Origin of the sequence: Lysinibacillus sphaericus, assembly GCF_001629735.1 — a bacterium.
Lineage (GTDB): Bacteria > Bacillota > Bacilli > Bacillales_A > Planococcaceae > Lysinibacillus > Lysinibacillus pinottii.
In genome coordinates this window covers 533,034-557,212 of sequence record NZ_CP015224.1, presented here as the reverse complement: position 1 = coordinate 557,212, position 24,179 = coordinate 533,034, and the positions used below count along the sequence as shown (strand labels likewise).

22 protein-coding genes are annotated in these 24,179 nt (G+C 34.4%); 7 read left to right on the top strand and 15 right to left on the bottom strand.

All coding sequences use genetic code 11. The features are described from left to right. Nucleotides 1-95 precede the first annotated feature (95 nt). Nucleotides 96-1,643 carry an esterase/lipase family protein gene (locus tag A2J09_RS02675; RefSeq protein ID WP_012293514.1) on the bottom strand — a complete coding sequence of 516 codons (1,548 nt, stop codon included), beginning with the start codon at nt 1,641-1,643 and terminating at the stop codon, nt 96-98. Nucleotides 1,644-2,806: 1,163 nt separating this feature from the next. On the opposite strand from A2J09_RS02675, the gene A2J09_RS02670 reads away from it, so the two are divergent. After that, nucleotides 2,807-3,325, top strand: a complete 519-nt coding sequence (locus A2J09_RS02670) for a hypothetical protein (protein ID WP_012293512.1) — start codon at nt 2,807-2,809, stop codon at nt 3,323-3,325. A 166-nt stretch (nt 3,326-3,491) separates the two neighbouring features. Next, nucleotides 3,492-3,962, top strand: a complete 471-nt coding sequence (yiaA, locus tag A2J09_RS02665) for an inner membrane protein YiaA (RefSeq protein WP_031419202.1) — start codon at nt 3,492-3,494, stop codon at nt 3,960-3,962. A gap of 102 nt (nt 3,963-4,064) precedes the next feature. Here yiaA and A2J09_RS02660 read toward each other — a convergent pair whose 3' ends face one another. From A2J09_RS02660 to A2J09_RS02645, 4 genes are all read right to left on the bottom strand, one after another. After that, the gene (locus A2J09_RS02660) at nt 4,065-5,114 is read right to left on the bottom strand and encodes a 2,3-butanediol dehydrogenase (protein WP_012293510.1); all 1,050 of its coding nucleotides are present in this window, start codon (nt 5,112-5,114) and stop codon (nt 4,065-4,067) included. A gap of 19 nt (nt 5,115-5,133) precedes the next feature. Beyond that, the gene (locus tag A2J09_RS02655; protein ID WP_012293509.1) at nt 5,134-5,772 is read right to left on the bottom strand and encodes a GntR family transcriptional regulator; all 639 of its coding nucleotides are present in this window, start codon (nt 5,770-5,772) and stop codon (nt 5,134-5,136) included. Between the two features lie 364 nt (nt 5,773-6,136). Further along, nucleotides 6,137-7,117 carry a serine hydrolase domain-containing protein gene (locus A2J09_RS02650; RefSeq protein WP_012293508.1) on the bottom strand — a complete coding sequence of 327 codons (981 nt, stop codon included), beginning with the start codon at nt 7,115-7,117 and terminating at the stop codon, nt 6,137-6,139. Between the two features lie 150 nt (nt 7,118-7,267). Next, nucleotides 7,268-7,867: a TetR/AcrR family transcriptional regulator gene (locus A2J09_RS02645; protein WP_036161063.1), complete on the bottom strand. Its 600-nt coding sequence runs from the start codon at nt 7,865-7,867 to the stop codon at nt 7,268-7,270. 384 nt (nt 7,868-8,251) lie between these two features. Between A2J09_RS02645 and A2J09_RS02640 the strand changes: the two genes are divergently transcribed. Beyond that, nucleotides 8,252-9,649, top strand: coding sequence for a hypothetical protein (locus A2J09_RS02640; protein ID WP_031419199.1), 1,398 nt, complete (start codon nt 8,252-8,254; stop codon nt 9,647-9,649). A 459-nt stretch (nt 9,650-10,108) separates the two neighbouring features. On the opposite strand, the gene A2J09_RS02635 is transcribed toward A2J09_RS02640, so the two are convergent. From A2J09_RS02635 to A2J09_RS02620, 4 genes are all read right to left on the bottom strand, one after another. Beyond that, entirely contained in the window at nt 10,109-11,602 is a 1,494-nt protein-coding gene (locus tag A2J09_RS02635; protein ID WP_139015322.1) for a sodium:solute symporter family protein, read from the bottom strand. 211 nt (nt 11,603-11,813) lie between these two features. After that, a complete protein-coding gene (locus A2J09_RS02630; RefSeq protein WP_036161060.1) occupies nt 11,814-13,274 on the bottom strand; it encodes an aldehyde dehydrogenase family protein in 1,461 nt (486 codons plus the stop codon). 42 nt (nt 13,275-13,316) lie between these two features. Beyond that, on the bottom strand, nt 13,317-14,486 hold the full coding sequence (locus A2J09_RS02625) for an iron-containing alcohol dehydrogenase (protein ID WP_012293503.1): 1,170 nt from the start codon (nt 14,484-14,486) through the stop codon (nt 13,317-13,319). 19 nt (nt 14,487-14,505) lie between these two features. Next, complete coding sequence (locus A2J09_RS02620) at nt 14,506-15,705, bottom strand: M20 family metallopeptidase (protein ID WP_012293502.1); 1,200 nt, start codon at nt 15,703-15,705, stop codon at nt 14,506-14,508. A gap of 116 nt (nt 15,706-15,821) precedes the next feature. Here A2J09_RS02620 and A2J09_RS02615 point away from each other — a divergent pair, with 116 nt between their 5' ends. Then, the gene (locus tag A2J09_RS02615) at nt 15,822-16,289 is read left to right on the top strand and encodes a PucR family transcriptional regulator ligand-binding domain-containing protein (protein ID WP_036161056.1); all 468 of its coding nucleotides are present in this window, start codon (nt 15,822-15,824) and stop codon (nt 16,287-16,289) included. Between the two features lie 62 nt (nt 16,290-16,351). Continuing rightward, entirely contained in the window at nt 16,352-17,422 is a 1,071-nt protein-coding gene (locus tag A2J09_RS02610) for a PucR family transcriptional regulator (protein WP_012293500.1), read from the top strand. Nucleotides 17,423-17,718: 296 nt separating this feature from the next. Here the strand turns inward: A2J09_RS02610 and A2J09_RS02605 are convergent, their stop codons facing one another. The 5 genes from A2J09_RS02605 to A2J09_RS02585 all read right to left on the bottom strand — a co-directional run bounded on the left by A2J09_RS02605 (nt 17,719) and on the right by A2J09_RS02585 (nt 20,487). Beyond that, complete coding sequence (locus A2J09_RS02605) at nt 17,719-18,000, bottom strand: hypothetical protein (protein ID WP_036161053.1); 282 nt, start codon at nt 17,998-18,000, stop codon at nt 17,719-17,721. A 159-nt stretch (nt 18,001-18,159) separates the two neighbouring features. After that, nucleotides 18,160-18,543 (bottom strand): GntR family transcriptional regulator, encoded by a 384-nt coding sequence (locus A2J09_RS02600; RefSeq protein ID WP_012293498.1) that lies wholly within the window; start codon nt 18,541-18,543, stop codon nt 18,160-18,162. Nucleotides 18,544-18,564: 21 nt separating this feature from the next. Further along, nucleotides 18,565-19,344 (bottom strand): ABC transporter permease, encoded by a 780-nt coding sequence (locus A2J09_RS02595; protein WP_012293497.1) that lies wholly within the window; start codon nt 19,342-19,344, stop codon nt 18,565-18,567. 5 nt (nt 19,345-19,349) lie between these two features. Continuing rightward, on the bottom strand, nt 19,350-20,252 hold the full coding sequence (locus tag A2J09_RS02590) for an ABC transporter ATP-binding protein (protein WP_012293496.1): 903 nt from the start codon (nt 20,250-20,252) through the stop codon (nt 19,350-19,352). Next, nucleotides 20,236-20,487 carry a PLD nuclease N-terminal domain-containing protein gene (locus A2J09_RS02585; RefSeq protein ID WP_036161050.1) on the bottom strand — a complete coding sequence of 84 codons (252 nt, stop codon included), beginning with the start codon at nt 20,485-20,487 and terminating at the stop codon, nt 20,236-20,238. Before A2J09_RS02585 ends, A2J09_RS02590 begins: the two co-directional genes overlap by 17 nt. A 186-nt stretch (nt 20,488-20,673) precedes the next feature. On the opposite strand from A2J09_RS02585, the gene A2J09_RS02580 reads away from it, so the two are divergent. Continuing rightward, nucleotides 20,674-21,213 carry a transcriptional regulator gene (locus A2J09_RS02580; protein ID WP_012293495.1) on the top strand — a complete coding sequence of 180 codons (540 nt, stop codon included), beginning with the start codon at nt 20,674-20,676 and terminating at the stop codon, nt 21,211-21,213. Nucleotides 21,214-21,246: 33 nt separating this feature from the next. Continuing rightward, nucleotides 21,247-22,107, top strand: a complete 861-nt coding sequence (locus A2J09_RS02575; RefSeq protein ID WP_012293494.1) for a YitT family protein — start codon at nt 21,247-21,249, stop codon at nt 22,105-22,107. A gap of 293 nt (nt 22,108-22,400) precedes the next feature. Here the strand turns inward: A2J09_RS02575 and A2J09_RS02570 are convergent, their stop codons facing one another. Further along, on the bottom strand, nt 22,401-24,002 hold the full coding sequence (locus A2J09_RS02570) for a Na/Pi cotransporter family protein (RefSeq protein WP_012293492.1): 1,602 nt from the start codon (nt 24,000-24,002) through the stop codon (nt 22,401-22,403). Nucleotides 24,003-24,179: the final 177 nt, after the last annotated feature.

Genomic DNA, 24,179 nt, shown 5'->3' with positions numbered 1-24,179 from the left:
AGCATTTCCCATGCTAGTAAACATATCGAAATCTTTCCTCATGATAAGCAGCTAACCTTCCTTTATATTCACTAATTTTCCTAACTAAGTCATGTCTATTTTAAATACTTAGAACGAACAATCGTCCTCTTATATGGCTCACCTTGTAAGGTTTCACCAGAAATGTTTAAAGTTATGTTATATACACCAGCCTTTTTATTCTCTGGAAAAATTACTGAAAATTTTTGTTGATCAACCTTTTGTATTTGTAGAGAGGAGGCAATATCTTTGCCTGCTGGATCTAGTACTTGTACATCGAAGGCAAGATTTCGTAATTTTTGATTTGCTTGTATTGTAATAATATTATTCGTTTCTAATGCTGCTGTTGGTATACTCACCTTAATCAAAGATGGGCCTCCATGTTGAACAGCTAGTAAATACGCATTATCACCTTCCTGCGTGCTTATATTTACCTTCCATTCCCCCTTCTCAGAGATAACATTAGGAAATGTATGAGGTACCACGCCATTAAAGAAAGAGGCTTCCTCATAAGATTCGATTGTCTCGTTTGTGTATTTTTTTCCTGAAGGAGATACCAACTCTATCTTGTCAGTAGTCATTCCTGTCCACAATGTAACATTATCGAGTGCGGTATCTATATAAAAAGAATGTGTAACATCATTTGATGACTGTAACTTTCCTCCATAAAAATAATGAGAAACATCTAACTCTTGAAACATATCAGTTTGAGAAAAGAATTCTTTGTTCATAATGCTAAGATCAGTAGAAGAAGACTGTAGATAATGTTCCAATCTAGAAAATACCGCAGATCCCATTCGAATATTGTCATGGTCAAGTGAGGTATCGGTAAATAGATGTGTTCCGTAAAATAATTTAGTACTCGCCTCTTTAACTAATCCATCATTTGGATCGGAAAGATATAGACCACCCATCCAAAGTGCAGATAGAAATGGCCCTGTATTAGTACCGGCAATTGTATAATAGTTGTTTTTGCTTACATTGGGGTGATTGTCTATTAGTGAGCGAAAGTGTTCCATTTCTCCAACCTGAAGTGAATATGTTCCATCATCTTTTTCACCTAGTAAATCAGCTAGCCAACCTGCCCACCAACTATATGCAAGGTCAGCTAACTCTGATCCATAATGAGGGGATCCTAAAGTAAACACTCTACCAACGTACGGATGAGCATTATTAAGTACTAATGCTGCTTGAGTATCGGGCCCACCCTTACTATGGGCAACTATATTTATTTTTTTTCCATGAAAATATTGACTGATTTCTTTTAACATAGAGGCTAATAATTTTCCGTTATCGTATTGACTATAAGAGCCTTTACCTGCTGAATCATACAATTGAACAAATACCGTTTGATATCCAGCTTCATAAGCTTTTGTATACATATCATTAAGACCGTGATATTCAGTATGACCATACCAATTGGTAGAATTACCGTTTTTTCCTTGAACGAAAACAATAGGTGGTTTATTCGGATCAGCATTAGGTGGAGTATCTCCAAGAAACCACTCTCCAGGTGTAAAACTTTCACCTGGTGGCTTCAATCCGTTTGGTTCAATCGTATTTGAGGCAAAAACATCTGGAGTAGAAAAAAGAATACTTGTCACTATACCTAATAACAAAACCATTTTTTTCAAATTGTTTCCCTCCTAATCTGTATAAATCAAGTTCGAGAAGCTGTAGAAAAGTAATTTAGATTTTATAATCACTCAATTACTACAAAAGCTTAGAAACCATAATTAGAGTAGTCTCTCAAAAAATCTTTAAATATTGATATTTTTCACATTCACCAACAGTACGATGAGGATTTTATTTCGTTTTTTTACAAAACTCATATAATATAGTATTCAAAATAAATATAAACTATACTTTAATACATCTGCTAAATTGGAAGTAGCCATTTGGAAAATGGTTATCTAAAAGGAATATTTAGGGGAAGTACTTTAAAATACAGTTCATCAAAAATCCAATAAACCTCTAATCGTTTTAGTTGTATTTCTAGAGGCGTAAACCATTCCCTGATGCCAAACTTAAACAACCCACCATCACAATAAATTCTATAAATTAATATTACTTGAATCTACTACCTTAGCTTTATTTTTATCGGTAATATCATAAGTTTTCACATTTAATTTAGCTCCATATACTCCTTCAAAAGAGCCCCTACCCCTTACAGCAACAAAAGTTGCACCTAGTAATGGAATAATCACTACTCATCATTTTCAACCTCTTTTTTTGACTATCCATAATAATGTTTGTATAGAGGATCATTCAATATAAATTGTTTAATTTTTTGCATTTCCATCCAGTATAAGTACCTGTTGTTTTAATTGTATTTATAGGGGCATCTATGGCGTTTGCTCTTTACAGCTCTTTAATATGTAAAACAGATTTCGCCATCATGATTTATTTCATTTGTTCGTAAACAGGTCCTTACCACCGCTCCGTTACGAGAATGATAGTTTCAAAAATTTTATTCATAGGTAAGCCCTAACGTTTCCATTCCTTTACCTGCAGTATGGTACATATTATCAGGAGTAAACACTGCCTAATATATGAAACCATTCCCATCCTTGATTTTAGTATTGGCATATTGAAGGGAAAATTAAATTAGTAGCTCTCCATTGTATTCGAGTAGACATAGTATTTCGAGTTATGATAGCCTGACAATCAGTCATATTAGCCACTCAATTGTCGTACTCTTATTTATACATATTGGACACTCGTACAAGTACCTTCTTTCTAAAGGAATATAATATAATACTTTAATTATATTACTGAGGTGAAAAATATGTTATTTAACCAAATGCATAAATGTATTTGTCAAAATGAAAACAATTTCTTTAGAAAAATCGTTGCTCTTTCTGGTCCAATTGCGCCTGCTGAAAGAGGCGTGTTGGGTTATGGTTCACTAAGAAGTCTAGTATTAGAATCTGTGGTTGGACCCACTCGGACACCCATTTCATTTGATGAAGTAGGTCCGTTATCCAAAAATATTACAGTAAGTAGCTCTGGGAATGAATTGGTAGTTCTTGAAAGTGGGATATACCAGATTACAATTTCTATAAATTCAGAGGCCACTGCAGCTCCAGATCCAACTCAGCCATTTTTCACAGTATTCATTACAATCAATGGAGTTCCCATTTATGATGGCACAGGAGAGGCAATATTTAATGTGGCTAATAGAAGTAGTTCAGCCTATATCATTCAAACTCCTTTAAATCCTGGAGATGTAGTTGGCGTAAGTGCAGCTGGAAATCCTGTATCTGGATATGGCAGCCGCGCATTAACGATTGTTCAATTAAGTTAAAAAATAGCTTTAGAGGAATGAACTGAACCCTGATATAGGCAAGGGCACCCTATTCAAGATAGTAAACCTGATGCTAAGGAAGAAAAAAAAAATTCAAATATGTTTCTGTTCTCATAACATCCTGTAGATGAAGAAGTTATTATACAGTGATAGAAGGAGGAGAAAATTGTCGAATCAAACTGAGAGTTCAGAAGAAAAGGAAAAACAGCCAGCTCCAAAAATCAAAGTGGAAAGGCAGGAGGGAGAACCGACTGCTGCTTTTAAGGGTGCTTCTTGGGCTGCATTGTTAGTGGGTGTTACTGCTTATTTTATAGGTTTGTTTAACGCAACGATGCCACTAAACGAAACTGGATATTACTTAGCAGTTTTAGTATTAGGACTTTACTCGGCAGTATCTCTACAAAAATCAGTAAGAGATAAGGATGAGGGAATACCCGTTACAAATATGTATTATGGTATTAGTTGGATTGCACTTATAGTATCTATTTTATTAATGGCTATTGGATTATACAATGCTGAAAGTATTGTTTTAAGCGAAAAAGGATTTTATGGGATGTCATTTGTTCTTAGTTTATTTGCATCCATCACGGTTCAAAAGAATATTAGAGACACGCAAAGGGCAAGAGAAAGAAATTAAGGTATATTTTTAAAGCTAAAATGCACCTCAGTAGCAGACTATAAAAATAAGAAAAGAGCATGGCTGCCATTAGCCATGCTCCCGAAGAATAGATTTAGATTATTAATTTTCTCCACTAATAGAAACTAAAATTTTAGACTGCGATTTGTCGCTTGTTAATGTTTTAAATCCTTTGTCAACAATTTCATCTAGTTCAATTTGACTTGTAATGATTCCTTGTGGATTTAGTTGACCAGCGCTCATTGCATCAATTGTTCTTTGAAAAATGGATGGTGTATAGACAATGGATGATAGTACATTAACACCTGTATTTGTAAGTTGCATTGGATTCCATTCAATTGGTCTAGCAAAAATAGAAACGATCATCATATTCCCACGAGGTTTTGTAACATCTATTGCCTGCTTAAAGGTAGGAGCTACACCAGCAACCTCAAAAGATACATCAACACCATCTGCTACAATTGCTCGAACTGCCTGTACAGGATTTTCTTTACCTGAATTAATAGCATGGGTTGCACCCAATTCTTTTGCCTTTTCTAATCGTTCATCAGATAAATCTAATACGATGACTTTGCTTGCACCAGATGCTTTTGCAGCGATGACTGTTAATAATCCGATTGGGCCAGCTCCAAATACTGCAACAGAATCTCCTAATGTAACGCCAGCATCTTTGACAGCTTGTACAGCTACTGCCATTGGTTCTACTAGTGCACCATCTTGTAATGTTAAGTTATCTGCTAAACGGTGTATATTTGTTGCAGGGACATTGACATATTCCGCAAATCCACCGTCTCCATGTAATCCTATAAAGTTAAATCCATCATATCGATCGACATCTTCATGTTTGTTTCTATAAGTTAAAGTAGGATTGATGACCACTCGGTCTCCTACCTGTAAGTCCGTAACTTTAGAACCAACTTCCTCGATGATACCAGCAAATTCATGACCCATTGTAAGTGGGGCAACTTCACCTGTTAAATCAGCTTTCACATCAACTGGTACAAAAACTGGACCTTCTTCGTATTCATGCAAATCACTGCCACAAATACCAGCCCATGCTACTTTTACTTTCACTTCATCTTCTCTTAAAGTACGTAATTCAACCTCTTCTACTCTAATATCTTTCACACCATGCCAAACTGCAGCTTTCATTTATGTTACCCCCATAAAATTATTTAAATTGGTACCATAAAATAACATCTTTAATAGCTACTCGTGCATGATCAAAATCTGACGCTTCTATACATCTGATAAATGTATTGATGGACATATGGTAGGACTCAACTAGATTCATTTTCCATTTTGTTTGGGCAACTACATTTGTAACAAAGATTGTTTCTTTAAAGAATCGTAGCATCGCAATATTTCCTGAAACATCAAAAAACAACTGTAATAAATGAGCAAACGAAACAACATATTCATAAATATTTTCAGCAGACTTTTTTTGTTTCATCGCTTCAAAACGAATTAATAGTTCATTTTGCAAATCACCAGTCCATTTAGGTTCACATTTAGTCAGTGCAAAATCCAATAGGTTATAAAGCGCTTCCAAATAATCCTTCAATTCCTGATCGGATATAGTCTTCACTCTTACACCTTTATGTTGTACTTTTTCAACTACACCATCTTTTTGTAAAAGATAAAGTGCCTCTCGGACAGGTGCATGACTTACTTGTAACTCTTTTGCAATTTCCGCTTCTATTAAGCGCTGACCTTGTTCATAATAACCAGAAAATATGCGAAATAATAATTGTTCAGCTATTTGTTCAGAAATTGTTTTTTTTGAAATTGAATTTTCATCAAACCCCATTAAACCACTCCAATAAATTTATATGTTTTATTTTAACATAGTTCAGTGTATAGGGTGATTAGCTACAGGTGTTATATATTATGGATTATAGATTATCGATAATCTATAAAAGTATTCTATTATAAAAATTCAATTCTTTCAATTATCTTGTTTGTGGGTACGTAATTAGAGAAAATTAAAACATGCTAAAAAAGTAGTTGTTAGGTTGATTAGACCTGTATATGGAGCTAGTTTGATAGATAAATTGCACAGTATTATGCCATAAAAATGGCCCACAAATTGCTAGTTATTATCTAACAATTTGTAGGCCTCAATAAGACTCTGCTCTAGCAATTTCATCCAAATAAAAAAAAGTGTCTTACCCTTAGTTGCAATTCTCTAAATAAGCAACAATTTCATTAGCAACTGTTGACGTTAATAACGTCGACATATTACTTAAAACTATAATCGTCACGTTCTTTTCTAGCAACTTCAAGTATGAGGACGTAAAACCATTAATGCCCCCATGATGAAAAATGAGCATATTATTCTTTTTTGTCTTCGTAATGTTCCATCCATATCCATAGCCAAAACGACCTGATGAAAACATTTGAGATGTTATATTTTTGGTTAATAAACTATTACTTTTTATTCCATCATCAAGTAAATGTAAATCTTCAACTGTTGAAAATAACCCTCCAGCCGAATAAGTGTTAGACATATTGATGAAGCTAGCATGATAAATATTATTATTTTTATCCAACTCATAACCACTTGCTTTATGCTTTTGAATAGCTTCGTTAGAATCAAGACCCGTATTTAACATGGATAGAGGCTGTAAAATCTTTTGTTTAAGAAATTCTTCATAACTTAAACCACTTATTACTTCAAGTATCTTACCTAACACAATGTATCCTGAATTAGAATAATTAAATTCTTTCCCTGGTAAAGATTTGAATGAACATGAAGCAATCCAATTTATCAAATCATCTGGAGATTGTAGCTGATAAGATTTTAATAAAAAATCAGGTTGATCAGTTATATTACCAATGCCAGATGTATGAGTTAATAGATGTTCAATCGTAATTTGGTTGCCTTTTGGAAAGTTCGGAATAAAATCAGCTACAGTATTATGTAACAATAACTTTTTTTCTTCCATTAGTATTAAAATTGCAATGGCAGTAAATATTTTTGTTACTGACCCAATACGGAACTTAGTTATAGCGGTATTTGGTATGTCCCATTCATAATTTGCTTTTCCAAAAGATTCTTTATAAATGGTTTCTCCTTGACGAACTACTAATATATTTCCACTAAATTCCTCTTCCTTTGTGTTTAAAAATGAATGAATATATGATTTTAGCAAATTTCAAGCACTCCTTAGTTTGTACTATTAGTTACTTGAAATGTTATCCAATGGCATAAACCATACCTCCTTTTGAATTCTGGCTATATAACTTTTGTTTATTAGTATTCCAATGTATGAAAACCTCATTCTTTGAGCATGTATGGCTTTTTATATCCCTCTATTTCCTCTAATTTCACGTTGTTTTATCTCGAGTAATTCTATAATCGTTTTACATATTCTTTTAAGTGGTTCATTTGATTGGGAAGTGAGTACAAAAATACTGCCACCTTCTATCATGCTAAAGACTAAATACGACATTTCTGTAGCTTCATTAGGGGGCCAGTTTGATTGAATAAATTTTGCCTTTACTATCAAAATAAGTGCTTCATAAGCATCCTTGCATGCTAAACGAAGTTGCTCACTCATATGCCAAGTTTCCAAAGAAATAAGTGCTAATGGGATCCCATCATGGGCAACTTTCGAATCAAAACTTGTAAATTGATCAAAAAAACACTCTAAAGCTTTTATTACATCATTATGCTGTGAAAATAAATTTCTTAGCTCTTGAACAGCAAGATCCTTTGTTCTGTTAATTGCCTCTGTCGCTAATTGTTCCTTACCTTCAGGAAAATAATAATAAAGCGAACCTTTTGGACAACCCGACTCTTTAATAATTTGATTTAATCCAGTAGCGTGGTACCCTTGTTTTTGAAATAGTACTGACGCCGTCGATAAAATTTTCATTTTACTTTCTTGATTTCTAGGCATGTTCCCCTCCGAATTATAATGACTGGTCTATATAATAAAGTGTTGTATCTATAAAGTCAATACGAAGTAATAATTACTGTCATACTATATTTTTTACCTATTAATATTTATACATAATGGCTAGGTTTTTTTCTCTTGATTAGCGTTCTTCTTCGTAACAATGCTATCGCTTATTATTCTTGCTCCTTCATCATTTCAAAGTATTACTTCAACGTGTAGCACGGCCCTTTTCATTAATTTTATGCTTTTCAGCATCAATAGTTATTATTTACCTTATAAATTTACAAGAACTTCCACCAAGCTCGAAATTTTTCAAAATCATCACCATCTTTTTTTTCTCTTCATATTCTATAAAATCAGGTCGAATATTGAGGGGGAAACATTATGGGGATTGAATTCACAGCTCTCCATTGGATTTACGTTATTTTCATTGTGCTCATCATCGGATTTATGGTTAAACGTCGTGATACCACCCTCATTTGTATACTTGGCATCTTCATGCTAGCGATCATTGCGACTGGCAATTTAACTTCGTCCATTAGTGGTATTTTTAACAGCTTTATTTACGCCATTACAGAGTTGTTATCCACCATTTTGATTATTTCGATTATTGTTGCCATGAGTCGAGTAATGATAACTTCAGGTATTAATGAGATTATGATTGCTCCTTTTACCAAATTTATTAAGACACCCGCACTTGCCTATTGGACAATTGGTCTTTTGATGATGTTAATCTCTTGGTTTTTCTGGCCTTCACCGGCTGTTGCGTTGTTAGGAGCCGTTTTGTTGCCTGTTGCGATTCGTGCGGGGCTTCCTGCACTTGGCGTTGCCATGGCGATGAACTTATTTGGGCATGGGATGGCGTTATCGAGTGATTTTGTCATACAAGGGGCTCCAAAACTAACCGCTGATGCAGCAGGTATACCTGTTGGAGATGTGGTTACGGCTAGTATTCCACTCGTCATTACTATGGGGGTTGTGACGACAATTGTTGCTTATATTTTCTTACGGCGAGATATGAAACGAGGAACGTTACTTTTCAATACGGTCAACGAGGAAGAGGAAGCTGGCGAAAAAGAAACTACTGAACATTTACTGTCAATTGGGCAAAAGCGTTTCTTCGCCGTGCTTATTCCCATTGCCTTTATATTAGATGTAATCACGATGTCAGTATTCAAATTAACGGGCGGCGATGCAACTGCTCTAATCGGTGGAACCTCTGTTTTTATCCTACTTTTGCTTAGTATTGTTACTCATAAAGCGGAGGGTCTCGAGAAGACAACAAGCTATTTGATACAAGGGTTCCAATTCGGCTTTAAAGTTTTCGGCCCTGTTATCCCAATCGCCGCATTCTTCTATCTTGGAGATGCTGGCTTTACACAAATCATCGGGGACCATCTCCCCGCTACCTCACACGGCATTGTTAATGATCTTGGAGTTGGCCTTGCCGCGGTCGTACCTTTAACAAAGGAAATTGCTGTTATGACGTTAGCGGTTGTTGGAGCTATTACTGGATTGGATGGTTCGGGCTTCTCTGGAATTTCTTTAGCAGGCTCAATTGGCAGTCTATTTGGGAATGCCATTGGTGGGGGAACAGCCACTTTAACTGCTTTAGGGCAAATCACAGCTATTTGGGTTGGTGGTGGCACCTTGATTCCTTGGGCTTTAATTCCAGCTGCTGCTATTTGTAATGTCAGCCCATTTGAACTGGCAAGGCGGAACTTAATTCCTGTAGCCATTGGGCTTGTTGTGACGACGATTGTAGCGGTGTTTTTGATTTAAATAAGGCGCTCCCTGATAAAATTTTTATGGGCCTATGTACCTTCATATGTCTAAATTGGAAACAGCTCAGGTTGATAGAATGCTAATTTGTCTTATATTGGTGGCGGTATACTGATTCCCATAAAAGAAATATAAGTAAGACCACCCTTTACGGAGTGGTCTTCATTGTTATAATCAGTCTCTGTAAATTGTCATTTCTATTGGGGAAATTCATAGTAGTAAAAACTATTATCATCTGCTCGTCCCTTAATAATTGTGCCTGAACTATTATTAATTAGATCTGACGCCAAATATCGGTATTTTTCGCCCTTTTTAAAACATCTTCAGGCGCAGGTATTTTAAATGGATCGATTTAATCTTTATCAACACTAAAAGTTGATGAATAACCCTTTAAAGCGCCATCGGCAATACCTCGCATACTGACATTGCGACTGAGCTGATTAATAACTCTCTCCCCACTTAGTTTGATTCTTTAGGAATTAATACACTTTCAGTTTCATGGGATTCTAATTCTAAAGGTGATTCAATTAATTCATAAAACTCTTGGTTATCGGTAACATGGTTTTTAGATGTTGCCAAAGAAACTATTATTCCTACAATAGTAGCTACAATTACAGCAATAGGGCTAATAAAATAAATTGGGAAGCTTAAAGTTATAGCGATTCCGGAATATGCTAACCCTGAAATCATTGATGAAAGTGCGCCCAAACTGTTGTACTTTTTCCAATACAATGAAATTAGTATCGGAATTGCCACTATACCTGTAAAAGTTGATAAAAACAGCAATGAGTTTTGAATATTTCCAATGAAAACGATCCCAAAAATTAATGTAGAAGCTGCAATTATAACAAAACATATTCTTGAAGCAATTATGAATTGTCTATCCCCTTTATTTTTCAAGAAATATCTGCGTACAACATCATTTACAATGATTGAAACTGCAGAATTCCAAACTGCAATCAGAGTGCTAACCCCTACAAGTAATAATGTTACTAATAGTAATCCTTGTACTAATGAGTTACTTTGAGTTGCTATTAATAAAGGTAACGCTTCCTCTGGTTTATCCAGACTTGGGAATACAACTTTTGAGAACATTGTAGCTAAAACGACCATACCGTATAACACTACAATGAAAAATGTATTCCATAGCATAGCTGTATAAGCAACTTTTTCATTCTTTGCTGAGAAGATTCGTTGACCATACCAAGGGGCAGCAATATATAAGAACAGAATTTGCAGGCCCCATGTCAATGCGATAGGGAAGTTAACCTCTGTATCCCAAACTGGTGCCAAAGATAAAAGTTTCGGTTCGTATACTTGACTCAAACTTCCAAATCCACCAGCTGCACTAATACCAATAAATAAAATTGTTGGAATCCCAATCATAATCATTATAAATGCTACAACATCAATACCAATTGCTGTCAATAATCCACCAGTGATACTTAAAATTAGACAAATCACTACAATTGTTATGGAAAAGATTACTGGATCTACCCCAAGTAAAACGCTTCCTATTACTGCTAAACCTGCTAGATACGAAGCTGGTGCTAGCCATGTATAGAACAATGTGATGATGGCTGACATAAATCTTATAAGTTCTGAGTATTTTTCATTCTTAAAACGTTTATCAAAAAATTGAGAAATGGTTGAAATATTTAATTTCCTATATTTTTTAGCAACCGTAAATGCGTATGCAAGAAATACCGCAATAAATATTAAAGATGTATACCACATACCAACAGTACCAAATAGATAAGCTACAGAAGCTCCACCTATTAAAGTTGCTGTATTAAACTCTGCTGCTACTAGAGTTGCCGTTAATGCAAATAATCCTGTTCCTTTGCCAGCCAAATTATAATCTTGATAAGTTTTTATCTTTCTGAACGTATTGTAGGATACCGCAAATAATATAACCAAAAAAATGGAGACGATAATATATTTAGTAACCATGCTATTCCTCCCTTTATAAGGAAATTTATGAATGATTAAAAAACTTTAAATCATTACTTGAAAGCCTAAGACTAAATGGACATGAATTATCATAAAAACAGCTAGATTAATGTAAACTTGCTATATGAGATAATATAGCTGTCTTATTTATACTGTTTGAATTACATTATTTGTTCGATCGATATCCCTAATATATGGAAATATAATTTTATTAAGATAAATTTACCCAAACTGTTTTCACTTCAGTATAATTATCCAAAGCGTATGACCCCATTTCACGGCCAAACCCTGACTTTTTATATCCACCAAATGGAGATGCAGGATTTGTTGCATTGTAGCAATTAATCCAAACTGAACCGGCTTTTAATTTGTTTGCAAGTCGATGTGCTTTTGTTAAGTTCTCAGTCCAAATACCAGCTCCTAAGCCGAATTCTGAATCATTAGCTCGATGAATTATCTCTTCTTCAGAATTAAATTTAGACACTACCATAACCGGACCAAAAATTTCTTCTCTAGAAATTCTCATAGAATCATTAACATCTACAAAAATTGTAGGTTCAACGAAGCATCCTTGCTCTGATGCTTTACCTCCATATAAGATTTTCGCTCCCTCTTCTTGTCCAATTTTAATATAATTTACTACACGCTCTTTTTGTTCTAGTGAAACTAAAGATCCCATCGTCGTATTGTGAGATAATCCACTACCTAGTTTCACCTTTTCGGCACGTTCAGTTAATTTCGCAATAAAAATGTCATAAATATCTTCATGCACGTAAACTCTGGAACCTGCACTACATACTTCACCTTGGTTATACATTATGCCTGCAAATACTCCATCAGCTGCTTTCTCTAAATTTGCATCAGATAGGACAATATTCGGAGACTTACCTCCTAATTCTAATGTTACTCGCTTCATTGTATTTGCGGCTTCTTTCATAATAATTTGACCTACAGCAGTAGAACCTGTGAATGCGATTTTATTGACTAATGGATGCTTAACCAATGCATCTCCTGTAGTTTCACCGTGACCAGAAATAATATTTACTACACCCTTAGGGATTCCTGCTAATTCTACTAATCTAGCTAAATATAATACAGAAAGGGGTGTCTGTTCTGCTGATTTAAGGACAACTGTACAGCCTGTAGCTAATGCTGGAGCAATTTTCCAAGATGCCATCATTAAAGGGAAGTTCCAAGGAATAATTTGACCAACTACACCAACTGGTTCATGACGTGTATAGTTTAAAAAGTTATCGCCGATCGGAATGGTTTGACCCATATTTTTAGTCGCCCAACCAGCAAAATATTTAAATTGGCCTACAGCATTTGGAATATCGTTTTCGAATAGTTCCGTAATAGGTTTCCCATTGTCTAAGCTATCAATTTCTGCTAGCTCTTGTTTATGCTCATCAATGAGTTCGCCTAATTTATAAATTAGACTTCCTCTTTCAGCTGGAGTCATAGTAGACCACGGACCATTCTCAAATGCTTCCTTAGCTGCTAAGACCGCTTTATTCACATCTCCCACACTTGCCTCATGAACCTTTGCTAATACTTCATTATTAGCTGGATTGAATGTCTCAAAAATAACATTATTTGAAGAAGGTACAAATTCACCATTAATATACAGATACGCATCGTTCTCTAAAAATTCAGACACTTTTTTTGACAAATCTCAATTGTTTTATTCATAATCACACTCTCCTTTTTTGATTTATAGAGCTTTCGATAAAATAGTATAAATATCTTTTCTCGTTGCATTTCTAGGATTTGCATTCATATATAATTCATCGTTGAATGCAATATCAGTTAAGACATCAATGCTTGATTTCTCAATCCCAATATCATTTAATTTCGCTGGAATCCCAACCTCTAATGTTAGTTCTTTAACACGTTTTACCCCAGCCTTAGCTGCATCCTCTACTGACATTCCCCAAGTATTTACACGTAAAGCTTGAGCAATATCTGCAAATTTCTTTGGATTAGAAATCCAGTTATATTCCAATACATACGGTAATAAAATTGCATTTACGATTCCATGAGGTGCATCAAATTGTGCACCGATAGCATGTGAAATTCCATGCACTAAGCCTAAGCCACCATTTGACATACCGATACCAGTTGAAGCGCTTGCTTGTACCATTTTATTCATAGCTGAAACATTAGTAGTATCGGCCACTGCTTCTAATATAGCTTCTCCAATTACTTTTACTGCATGAAGGTTAAGAGCATCAGTCAAAATAGACCCATTTCTAGAAACATACCCCTCAATAGCATGAGTAAGTGCGTCCATTCCTGTCGTTGAAACTAGCGAACTAGGCATTCCTAATAATAAATCGCCATCTAAAATAGCTGCTTTAGGGAATAGTGCCTCTCCAAATACCAATTTCTTTGTTTTCAATTCTTTATCATCTTCAGTAATTACAGCTGCATGACCACCTTCACTTCCTGTTCCAACTGTAGTTGGGATAGCGAAAACTGGTAACGGTTGATTTTGATAAAGGTCAAAGCCAAAGTAATCAGAAATTGATCCTCCATTTGTAAAAAGTACAGCTAATGCTTTGGCTGTATCAATAACACTTCCTCCACCTACTGCAACAATTTTCTTAATCCCTTTATCTTTATATAATTCATAGATTGCATTAGTAGCTGTAACACTAGGATTCGGTTTGACGTCATTAAAAATATGCTTTTCTGTTGAGACGCCTTCCAATGAATTAATAACTTTGTTTAAAATACCAGAAGCCTCAATTCCTTTATCAGTAACTACTAAAATATTCCCGTCTTCAAACTTTTCAAGAGTAGTTGAGAGAAACTTCAAACTCCCCGATCCTGTGTACACCGTCGTTTTTGACATAAATTCAGTATTATTTAATTCACCCATTTTATAGTCCTCCTTAGATTTAATAAATGTCCTGGAAATTTTTTGCTAGATTAACATAGTAATTGATTGATTTAATTAAACTCTCAATTTCAATATTTTCATTTGGCTGGTGGGCTAGTTTTTCATCCCCAGCACCATAAATTATTATTGGACAATCCAATGATTTTCCGAAGATAGATGCGTCTGTATAGTAATTGACACCAATATTTTCAATTTCTTTTGAGTTTAAATCCTTATTCAATTTTTGTGCATATTGTATGAATTTGTCTTTGCTATCATTTAAGAGAGGTCTTAAATTTTGTAAAACACTAATACTAGCTACAAAAGATGGATCGTTCGACTTTAGTTTTCTAATCACTTCTTCAATACTTTTTATCACTAACTCATTTGTCTCAGCCGTTACTGTTCTAATATCAACTGCGACTGTGCATTTATCAGGAATAACATTTGTTGCAACCCCACCGTCAATCCTATTAACACTCATTGTAGTACTTCCTAATAGCTCATCTTTTAAAGGGAATGCTAAGTTATTTAGTTCTTCTAAAATCTTTAACATATTCGAAATAGCATTAATTCCTTGTTTAGGCATTGAGCCATGTGCTGTTTTACCAAAGGTACTAATTTCAAGCCAAAGCACACCCTTATGTCCAATAAATACTTCCAAACTAGTAGGTTCCGCAATAACTATGGCACCAGGATTTTCTATAACTCCATTATCCATTAGGGTCCGTGCACCTAAACAATCTACTTCCTCACCTGCAGTTCCTAAAAATATGATGTCATGTTCTAATACGGTTCCAGATTCTTTAAGAATTAGCATAGCCTCTATGAGTGCTGCTACCCCACCTTTCATATCGCAAGTACCTCGTCCATAAATTAAGCCATTTTCTACCCTTGCTTCGAATGGATCATAATCCCATTCATCTTCCCCAATCGGTACAGTATCTAAATGACCGCTGAAGTAAAGCTTCTTCGCATTCTTATTTTTACCTCGTAAGTAAATGACTATAGTAGATCGATTTTCTAATGACTCTATAATTTTTGTTTCTAAACCAAAATCTTTTACAAATACATCTAAAAGTGAGGCAAGTTCCTTCTCATTACCAGGAGGATTTACAGTATTAATTTGTACTAAACATCTTAATAAATTCACTACTCTTTCCTTATTTACAATCTCCATATCTACAACTTCTTCATTTATAATTTTCAATCCCTCCATAACAGAAAATTCTTTATATTCTGACTTATTTGCAATTATATAGCTTCATTTGTTGTATAATTATCTAAATTAAGATTGAAATTATTGTACTTTTGAATAAAAAAGGGGGGGATTTTATGAATTGTAAGGAATTGCTTGCTCTCGGTTGTTTTGAAAATACGGAAGTTATCACAGTTTGTCCACTAGCACAAAAAATTAAAAACGTAACATTTATCGATGCTCCTGACGGCGATAAGTGGTTAAGTTCAGGCGATTTTGTACTTACTACAGGTTTTTTCGTAAATTCTAATCAAATGCAATCTTGGGAAAGTGATTTATTGGCATTTATAAAAGTATTAATTGAAAGAAAATGCTTTGGATTAGGTATTAAAATTGGAAGACATATTCCTTATATCCCAAGTGAATTAATAGAATATTGTAATAAAAAAGGCTTTCTTATTATTTCATTAAATAATGAATATCCCTGGACTGAATATTTAGGAGAAATTACAAACACTATTAATAAATTTAGAAATCAAGAAATAGAAGCATTAAACAACGTCTATAATAAATTTCATACTTATTTGAAAGAAAGAAAAAAATAGACAGTCTAGCAGAAATTTTATATAAAATTATAGGAATTCCTTTAACAATTTATCTTAAAGGTTTGAATATCCGTATAGATTATCCTGAGAAATTTGAACATGATTTAGAATTGGATTATCTTATAACAACTGTCTTTAGTGGAATCGGCAATGAAATAGAAGAAGTCCGCTATAAAAATATTAATTTTACAATCAAATGGATTAATGAAAAAAACACTTTAGAGGGAGGAATTTTTATTTGGGGGTTATTAAATGAGGAGTCAGCAGAAGCCCCTGTTGCAATCGAACACGCAGCGCTAATAGCTAATTTACATGTAGAGCAACAAAATATTATAAAATCTATTGAACAACGCCAAATGAATGAATTTTTGTTGGATTTGATCAATGATAACTATCAAACTAAAGAGCTATTAAATAAAAAGTTGATTGATTTAGATATAACTTTACATGATCAGTATATTATAGCACTTGTTCAAATCCAGCCTATAAATAACGCGATTACGTTGCCTTCCTATCATGAAATTCTAAGTTTCTTTAATTGGTCTAACCTATGTAAAGAAAATAATATATTAACCGGCCTAGATTTAAATAGCAAAATAATTATTTTATTACCCATAAATAACTATAGGTCCCTGTTAGATCATTTGGTATATGATATAAGTAAACATTTTCCAAAAATACGATTTTCAGTAGGTGTAAGTAGAAAATATAATTTTAATTCTTTGAAGGAATGTTATAGAGAAGCAAGGATTGCATTAAACACGATAGTCAAACAATCCGCTAACGTACAAGACTCTAGACTAATTATTGTTGAATTTTCCAACCTATATTTAGAAAGGGTTTTATACTCAGAAAACTCAGATTTAGAAATGAGATATATTTATATGGAAACACTTGATCCAATAATACAGTATGATAAAAAAAATAAATCTAACTTTCTCGATACCTTGGAACATTTTATAAAAAGTAATATGAATATAGAAGTTACAGCTCAACAATTATATTTACATAAAAACACAATTAGATATCGTATGAAGTTAATTTCAGAGTTAATGAATATAGACTTCAATAACTTAAATACAATTATGTTGTTAAAAATCGCTTTTAATTATTTACATTTGATGAAAGAATAATTTTATTTCTCCAATTTAATAGGATTGATTCCTAAACACTCGCCATCACGTAATTTTTCCCCTCTCTAATTTAACCTTTCTCTTGTCACTAAGCATCCCACTAAGTAGCCCGTATGATGAAATGAAAAAACTTTCATCATACGGGCTCATATATCCCAGGCATAAACTTCTCCAAAAAAGGCATCCCGTGATTGCCGGCAGATCGTCGACAAGAGCACTCGAAGAACTGTCCAGCACCGTAATTCGCCGAAGACAACCGTTCTGGCACATTACTCACACGTCATGCCCTATGAAAATTAAAGAGAATTCTTTTTCCGCTTAATCATCATGATTGCAGTTGGTGCTTTTCTCATTAGCAGCCCAATAGACTGGATTATTTTAGAAATTTTAACAATTTCTTTTTTCGCTAAAATTCCATGTATATTTGACCAACTCGCATTTTGGGGAATAATTGCTTTAGCTGTTGTTGGCGTAGTCACTGCCATTGCACTACTGGGCTTTATTTTACCGATTGTAATTTCCTTATTACCTTTTATCATCCTTATTTTTTTAGCTGTATCTTTATATCGATTCTTCAATTATTCATACAACTTCAAATAAAATAACGTTCACAAATGAAAGCTTGGGCTTTTATAGCGGAATATTGTCTATGCAGCCTTTTATGCAATTTCTTTAACAGTCAGTAACAGTAACGGTTGGATAGTTTTTGGGGCATTGTAGAAGCCCTCTCTTTCACTCTAACTCTCCGTATAATATTTTCGTAAACTCTCCTGAAACATTTCTTCAAGTTGCCCTTCTTTAATTCCCAAAAGATACGCTTCTATCAATATTTGTTCCACACTCATAGAAAGTTGTTGAAGTGAAATAGTCTTTGCTTTGCTAGAATCTACACTAACGACTGCTCTAGAATGAGGTTTAATGGTAATAATACCCTTTTTTTGAAGCTCTTTGTAGCTTTTATGAACTGTATGCAGATTAAGGTTGGTTTGTGCCGCTAGCTGACGAATAGAAGGCAAATGGTCTCCCTTTTTTAAATTTCCTGTCGTTATGGATAAAAGCAGCTGCTGTGTGAGTTGCTGATAATAGGGAATTTTGCTTTTACGATTTACTTTTACATTCATTTGCCGAGGATTTCCTTCATATTAAAATTTCTTTTTAGCAATAAAATGATGCATGATAACCACCATGAATAGTACAAGTATTATTGTGACAACAAAATTAAAGCCATACCATGTTGCTACGTCACCTGTCATTAATATCGTAGTCGCATACAAGCTATTACTAGCTGGATTAATAACATCTAAAATTGGATGTAAGCCAGCACAAAAACGACAAATGAATAAAACACCAATACTGATTAAAGCAATAAATGGTGAACTGTTAAAAAAGGTACTGATCATGGCAACAAATGTAATAACAAACAACAGCCAAATACAATAAAATACTAAAGCCATTAATGCACGCGTTATCGGTACAGAGGTAAATAAATAAGATGTATAGCCAAAGGACATTGCATAGCCAATCGTAATACATAAAACAGCTAAAACATAATGAGTAAGGATTTTACTACCCAGGTAGGAGGAGATAGATACAGGCCTTGTGAGAATGAATGCCATCATTCCATTGGCTTTTTCTCCTTGAATAATACCCATCGTTGCAATGGTAAGTATGATTATACCTAATTGATCAAATTGCGAATTAAGGGTTGAGGCAAGCACTTCTTGTCCCTCTGGCTTTGTCAATGTTGGATCAATCATAATCCCTTCAATACCACCCATTGATTGTAAAATAGCAGGCAAGAAATACATCATGATTGGCTGAGTTAGACCTAGTAGAATATATACAATGGGTAGCCAAATGACCTTATACTCCTTTGTCATTTGATTCATTTCTTTTTTACTTAATGCTATAAACGTATTCACTCCCGCTACACCACCAATTCTAAAAATATTTCTTCTAAGCTTTCTTGAACGCCAAGATTAAACTTTGTAAAAATCACGTTAGAATCCAATCCGCACTGTAGTAATCGATGGGCATCCGCTTCCAACTGATTGACATATACTTTAAAGCCATCACCACAACCTTCGATTTTCTTTACATACGGTAACTGTTCAATCGTTTTTAGCCACTTAACATCTTTCTTTTGAATCATTATAAAGATAGCTGAGTCTTGATAGCGATTCAGTAACTCTAATTTTGTCGCATCTTCTATTTTGTAACCATTTTTAATGACCACAAAGCGCTCACAAACCTCCTCCGCATCGCCTAATATATGTGTAGAGAGTAATATGGTCGTTTCTTTTTTGATGTCTTTTAATAAATTCAACACCTCACGTCTACCAATTGGATCTAGTGCTGATACCGGTTCATCCATAATTATTAAAGCTGGCTTGTGTAATAAAGCTTGTGCGATGCCAAGACGCTGTTTCATACCTCCAGAAAATGTTCCGACATGAACATGCGCTTCTTTCCCTAAGCCCACCTTTTCTAAAAGAATTGGAATGTCCTTTTGTAATTGTTTTTTTGATATACCAGAAAGTGTCCCCATAAAGGATAGCGTTTCAAATGCTGTCATCCACGAGAAGAAATTAGGGTACTGTGGTAAATAACCAATTTGATTTTTCATCTTTGAAATTTTTTGTCCATCAAGCACGATGTTTCCTTCATCTGCATAGAGAATGTCAGCAATGATTTGAATTAATGTGGATTTCCCTGCTCCATTTGGTCCAATAAGCCCTACACATTCATTCGTATCTATAATTAATGAAAAATTATTCACAGCCGTTTTATATTTAAATTTTTTTGTAATATTATTAATTTCTAAGCGCATGTTTATTTACATCCTTTCTACCTATTACAAAATATAGAACCGAACCAATTGTATTGAAGAACAAAATAATAATTGCCCACATTAGTATATTTTCTCTCGTTTCTCGGTGCCGATATAGATCGACAAGTGCAACAACGATAAGTAAAAAACCTACGAATAAAAAAGGTAAAAGGATTGGTAGTATGCTTGCCCAATCCATTTGACCTAAGTCTTCAAAACCATAGTGTAATTTCATAAATTTATAGCCCCTTTCATTATCATTATCAATAATGATAACAGAAGCGTAAAAAAATTACATTACCTTTTTACTGTACACCCCCAAAAAAAACCTATAATATATTTTTTGATAATGTTCTCAATTTGAGAACATTCGAATGCTTTCCTTGATACCATCTCATTCATTTATTAGGAGGATCGGTTTATGCGCAATAAAGCAGAGGTATTAATGCACCCTGTGAGAATGAAAATTTTACAAGCTCTAATGCACAATAAAGAAGAAGGCTTAAGCACTTTGGAGATGATTTCAGTCATTAAGGATGTACCGCAAGCTACTTTATATCGACATATCCAAATTTTAGTGGACGAAAACGTCATAAAAATTGTGAAGGAGCGAAAAGTACGTTCTGTTACAGAGAAGTTCTATGCATTAAATGAAGGGGCAGCAAAACTTAGTAAGGAGGAGTGGACACAGCTCAAAACCAAGCAAAAATTAAATTACATTTCCTACTATCAATTAGCGCTACTATCTCAATATCAAAATTATTTACATTCACTTGATGAAAAAGAAAGTACCGCAGATTTAGCTACTTTTTCTTTTATTGACTTGACGTTATCAGTTGATCAATTCAAGAATTTTGATGATGAATTAAACGCTTTACTAACTAAATACTATAATATGGCCGACTCAAGTAAAGGTTCGGAGACTAAAACAATTGCTATAAATATTATTCCAAAACCTTAAGTAATATTTTACGTAAAGAAATGGAGAAGATTTATGAAAAAAGGAAAGTCACTAGAAAACACACGAAAATTCATTATGATTATTATTGGGGCAGTTATTGCTGCTTACGGGCTAGAGGCTGTATTGATTCCAAATGCTGTTATTGATGGTGGTGTAACAGGTCTCAGTATTATGGGAGCTCACCTATTTGAAATTCCATTAGGCTTACTGCTCTTTGTACTAAATATCCCATTCGTCTATATCGGTTATAAGCAGGTTGGAAAAACCTTTGCCTTAATGAGTAGTGCTGGTATCGCAGCATTATCCATTTCCACGGTTCTTTTACATGATGTCAAAACCATTTTAGGCCCGAATGATCCCTTACTAATTGTCTTATCTGGTGGTATGCTGCTTGGTGTAGGTATTGGGATTGTCTTACGTAACGGTGGCGCTTTAGATGGTTCGGAGGTTTTAGCCGTATTACTATCACGTAAAATTCCATTTTCAGTCGGCGATATTATCTTATTTATCAACGCCTTTATTTTCTTAGGGGCAAGCTTTATCTTTGGCTTAGAGAGCGCTTTATACTCAGCGTTAACATATTATATTGCGAAAAATGTTATCGATATTATCCAGGTTGGTTTAGAGAAATCAAAAGAAGTCCGTGTAGTTAGTGCAAAATCTGAGGAGATTGGGGACGCAATCCAAGCTCGTCTCGGACGTGGTGTTACCTATACACATGGACGTGGTGGCTTCTCCAATGAACCAACTGAAATTTTAAACTGTGTCATTAACCGTATGGAAGAAAACAAGTTAGTTTCTATTATTAAAGATATCGATGAAGGTGCCTTTGTTGTGATTTCTGATGTTTCAGAAGTTCGTGGCGGTAACTTTAAGAAAAGAGATATCCATTAAAGTAAAAGTAAGTAAGACGCAACCATGTCTTACTTACTTTTTTCATTTTAAGAGAAACTATTCATACTCGTACTTTACTCCACCTCATAAACTCAACACCCCTATGATTACGACTATTGCAGCACCAACTAATGAATATGGATAGCTATTGGTTTCAAGGCTTTATCCCCTACATTTACGATTCTATCCGTCACTTTCAAGGCTTTATCCACCATTTTAGATGTCTTATCCATCACATTGAACGCCAATTAAAAAGCTATTCAGTAGTTTTCACGCTACTGAACAGCTCCATTTTAGGAAATAACAGTTTCCGCTATATTGGATGCATGATCTCCGATTCTTTCCAAATTACTGACGATATCTGCAAATACAATGCCTGCTGAACCTGAGCATACGCCTTCATTTAATCGCTTAATATGCAATTTACGTAAACGTCTCTCCATATTATCTATTTCATTTTCTTTTTCAACCACTTGCTGTGCTAAAGATCGATCTTGTTTGTCGAGAGATTCGATAGCCATTTTTACAGTCGCTAATGTAAAAATGAACATATCTTCTAACTCTTTCAGCGCTTGATCGCTTAAGCGGACGCGATTACTATCTTTGTATTGTAGAAGCTCGATAATATTTTCTACATGGTCACCAATTCGCTCGATATCACGAATGTTGTCAAACAAAGCATGATGCAGCTGAGAATCATGGTTCGATAGAGATTGCTTTGATAGCTCTATTAAATATTCTGTAGATTGACGATCTAAGTTATTGATAGCTTCTTCCAATTGTTCGACCTTGCCTACCAATTTTGTGTCAGCTGTTTTTAAAATCGTTAACGTTTCTTCTAATCCTAGAATACTATATTCCCCCATACGCACGACTTCCATTTTTGCTTGGCCTAGTGCAATTGAAGGTGACTTAACAATTAAATTTTTATCCAAAAATTTTGGTTTATATTCGATGACTGAATCTTCACCAGGAATTAATTTTGTTACGACATATGCCCAAACGCCAATAAACGGCAGTTGAACGAGCGTATTAATGACATTAAAAGTTCCATGAGCAAAGGCTATTTGCATTTTTGGTTCTAAATTAAGCAACCCAGCAATCCATTCTACGTAGTTCGTAAATAAGCCAAGTATCAGCATAAAGATAATCGTACCCACTACGTTAAATAGTAAATGAGTGGCAGCAGCTCTTTTTGCTGCTATAGAAGCACCTAAGGCAGCTAAGATAGCAGTAATGGTTGTTCCAATATTATCACCAAACAAAACAGGTAATGCTCCGTGTAAAGAAATTAAATCTTCAGCATAAAGTCCTTGTAAAATACCAACTGTAGCAGAGGAAGATTGAACAATTAAAGTGAATATTGTACCTACTAATACACCTAAAATCGGTACATCGGACATTTGGATAGTCAAATCTATAAATGGCTGCCAATCTCGAAGAGGCTTCATCCCACCACTCATGAGCTCTAAACCAATAAATAAACCAGCAAACCCGAAAAGTACTTGTCCAATATTTTGAATGATACTTTTCTTAAAGAAAAATAAGCAAATGGCACCCACTGCCATAATGGGATATGCATATGCACCTACGTCAATCCCTATTATAAAGGCAGTAATAGTTGTACCAATATTGGCACCCATAATAACGCCAATTGCTTGGCGCAATTTCATAAGTCCAGCACTTACTAGTCCTACTGTAATAACAGTGGTTCCTGAACTGGACTGTATAAGAACCGTAACAATAATACCCACTAGTACACCCATTAATGGGTTTGTAGTAAATTTATCTAAAATATCTCGTAGACGGTCACCAGCAGCCTTCTGTAAACCATCTCCCATAAATTTAATAGCAAAAAGAAATAAGCCTAACCCTCCAAGAAATTGGAAAATCATCTCCTGTATATTGATATCCAATCTATTCAACCCTTTCCTTGTTGTCAGACTTTATTATTAATAGTTTTAAGCTTTCTGTACATATCATTTACAATGGATTAAATAAATGTTTACACTGCCTTTACAATTAGTCCAAAAAACGGACATAATCAAACAAAATTCAACAAAAAGCAAACA

What these genes read in the sequence shown, in the direction of transcription:
- A2J09_RS02675 (WP_012293514.1), bottom strand. Translation starts at nt 1,643, where the DNA reads ATGGTTTTGTTATTAGGTATAGTGACAAGTATTCTTTTTTCTACTCCA.
- A2J09_RS02670 (WP_012293512.1), top strand. Translation starts at nt 2,807, where the DNA reads ATGTTATTTAACCAAATGCATAAATGTATTTGTCAAAATGAAAACAAT.
- A2J09_RS02660 (WP_012293510.1), bottom strand. Translation starts at nt 5,114, where the DNA reads ATGAAAGCTGCAGTTTGGCATGGTGTGAAAGATATTAGAGTAGAAGAG.
- A2J09_RS02655 (WP_012293509.1), bottom strand. Translation starts at nt 5,772, where the DNA reads ATGGGGTTTGATGAAAATTCAATTTCAAAAAAAACAATTTCTGAACAA.
- A2J09_RS02645 (WP_036161063.1), bottom strand. Translation starts at nt 7,867, where the DNA reads ATGCCTAGAAATCAAGAAAGTAAAATGAAAATTTTATCGACGGCGTCA.
- A2J09_RS02640 (WP_031419199.1), top strand. Translation starts at nt 8,252, where the DNA reads ATGGGGATTGAATTCACAGCTCTCCATTGGATTTACGTTATTTTCATT.
- A2J09_RS02635 (WP_139015322.1), bottom strand. Translation starts at nt 11,602, where the DNA reads ATGGTTACTAAATATATTATCGTCTCCATTTTTTTGGTTATATTATTT.
- A2J09_RS02625 (WP_012293503.1), bottom strand. Translation starts at nt 14,486, where the DNA reads ATGGGTGAATTAAATAATACTGAATTTATGTCAAAAACGACGGTGTAC.
- A2J09_RS02620 (WP_012293502.1), bottom strand. Translation starts at nt 15,705, where the DNA reads ATGGAGGGATTGAAAATTATAAATGAAGAAGTTGTAGATATGGAGATT.
- A2J09_RS02615 (WP_036161056.1), top strand. Translation starts at nt 15,822, where the DNA reads ATGAATTGTAAGGAATTGCTTGCTCTCGGTTGTTTTGAAAATACGGAA.
- A2J09_RS02600 (WP_012293498.1), bottom strand. Translation starts at nt 18,543, where the DNA reads ATGAATGTAAAAGTAAATCGTAAAAGCAAAATTCCCTATTATCAGCAA.
- A2J09_RS02590 (WP_012293496.1), bottom strand. Translation starts at nt 20,252, where the DNA reads ATGCGCTTAGAAATTAATAATATTACAAAAAAATTTAAATATAAAACG.
- A2J09_RS02585 (WP_036161050.1), bottom strand. Translation starts at nt 20,487, where the DNA reads ATGAAATTACACTATGGTTTTGAAGACTTAGGTCAAATGGATTGGGCA.
- A2J09_RS02580 (WP_012293495.1), top strand. Translation starts at nt 20,674, where the DNA reads ATGCGCAATAAAGCAGAGGTATTAATGCACCCTGTGAGAATGAAAATT.
- A2J09_RS02575 (WP_012293494.1), top strand. Translation starts at nt 21,247, where the DNA reads ATGAAAAAAGGAAAGTCACTAGAAAACACACGAAAATTCATTATGATT.
- A2J09_RS02570 (WP_012293492.1), bottom strand. Translation starts at nt 24,002, where the DNA reads ATGATTTTCCAATTTCTTGGAGGGTTAGGCTTATTTCTTTTTGCTATT.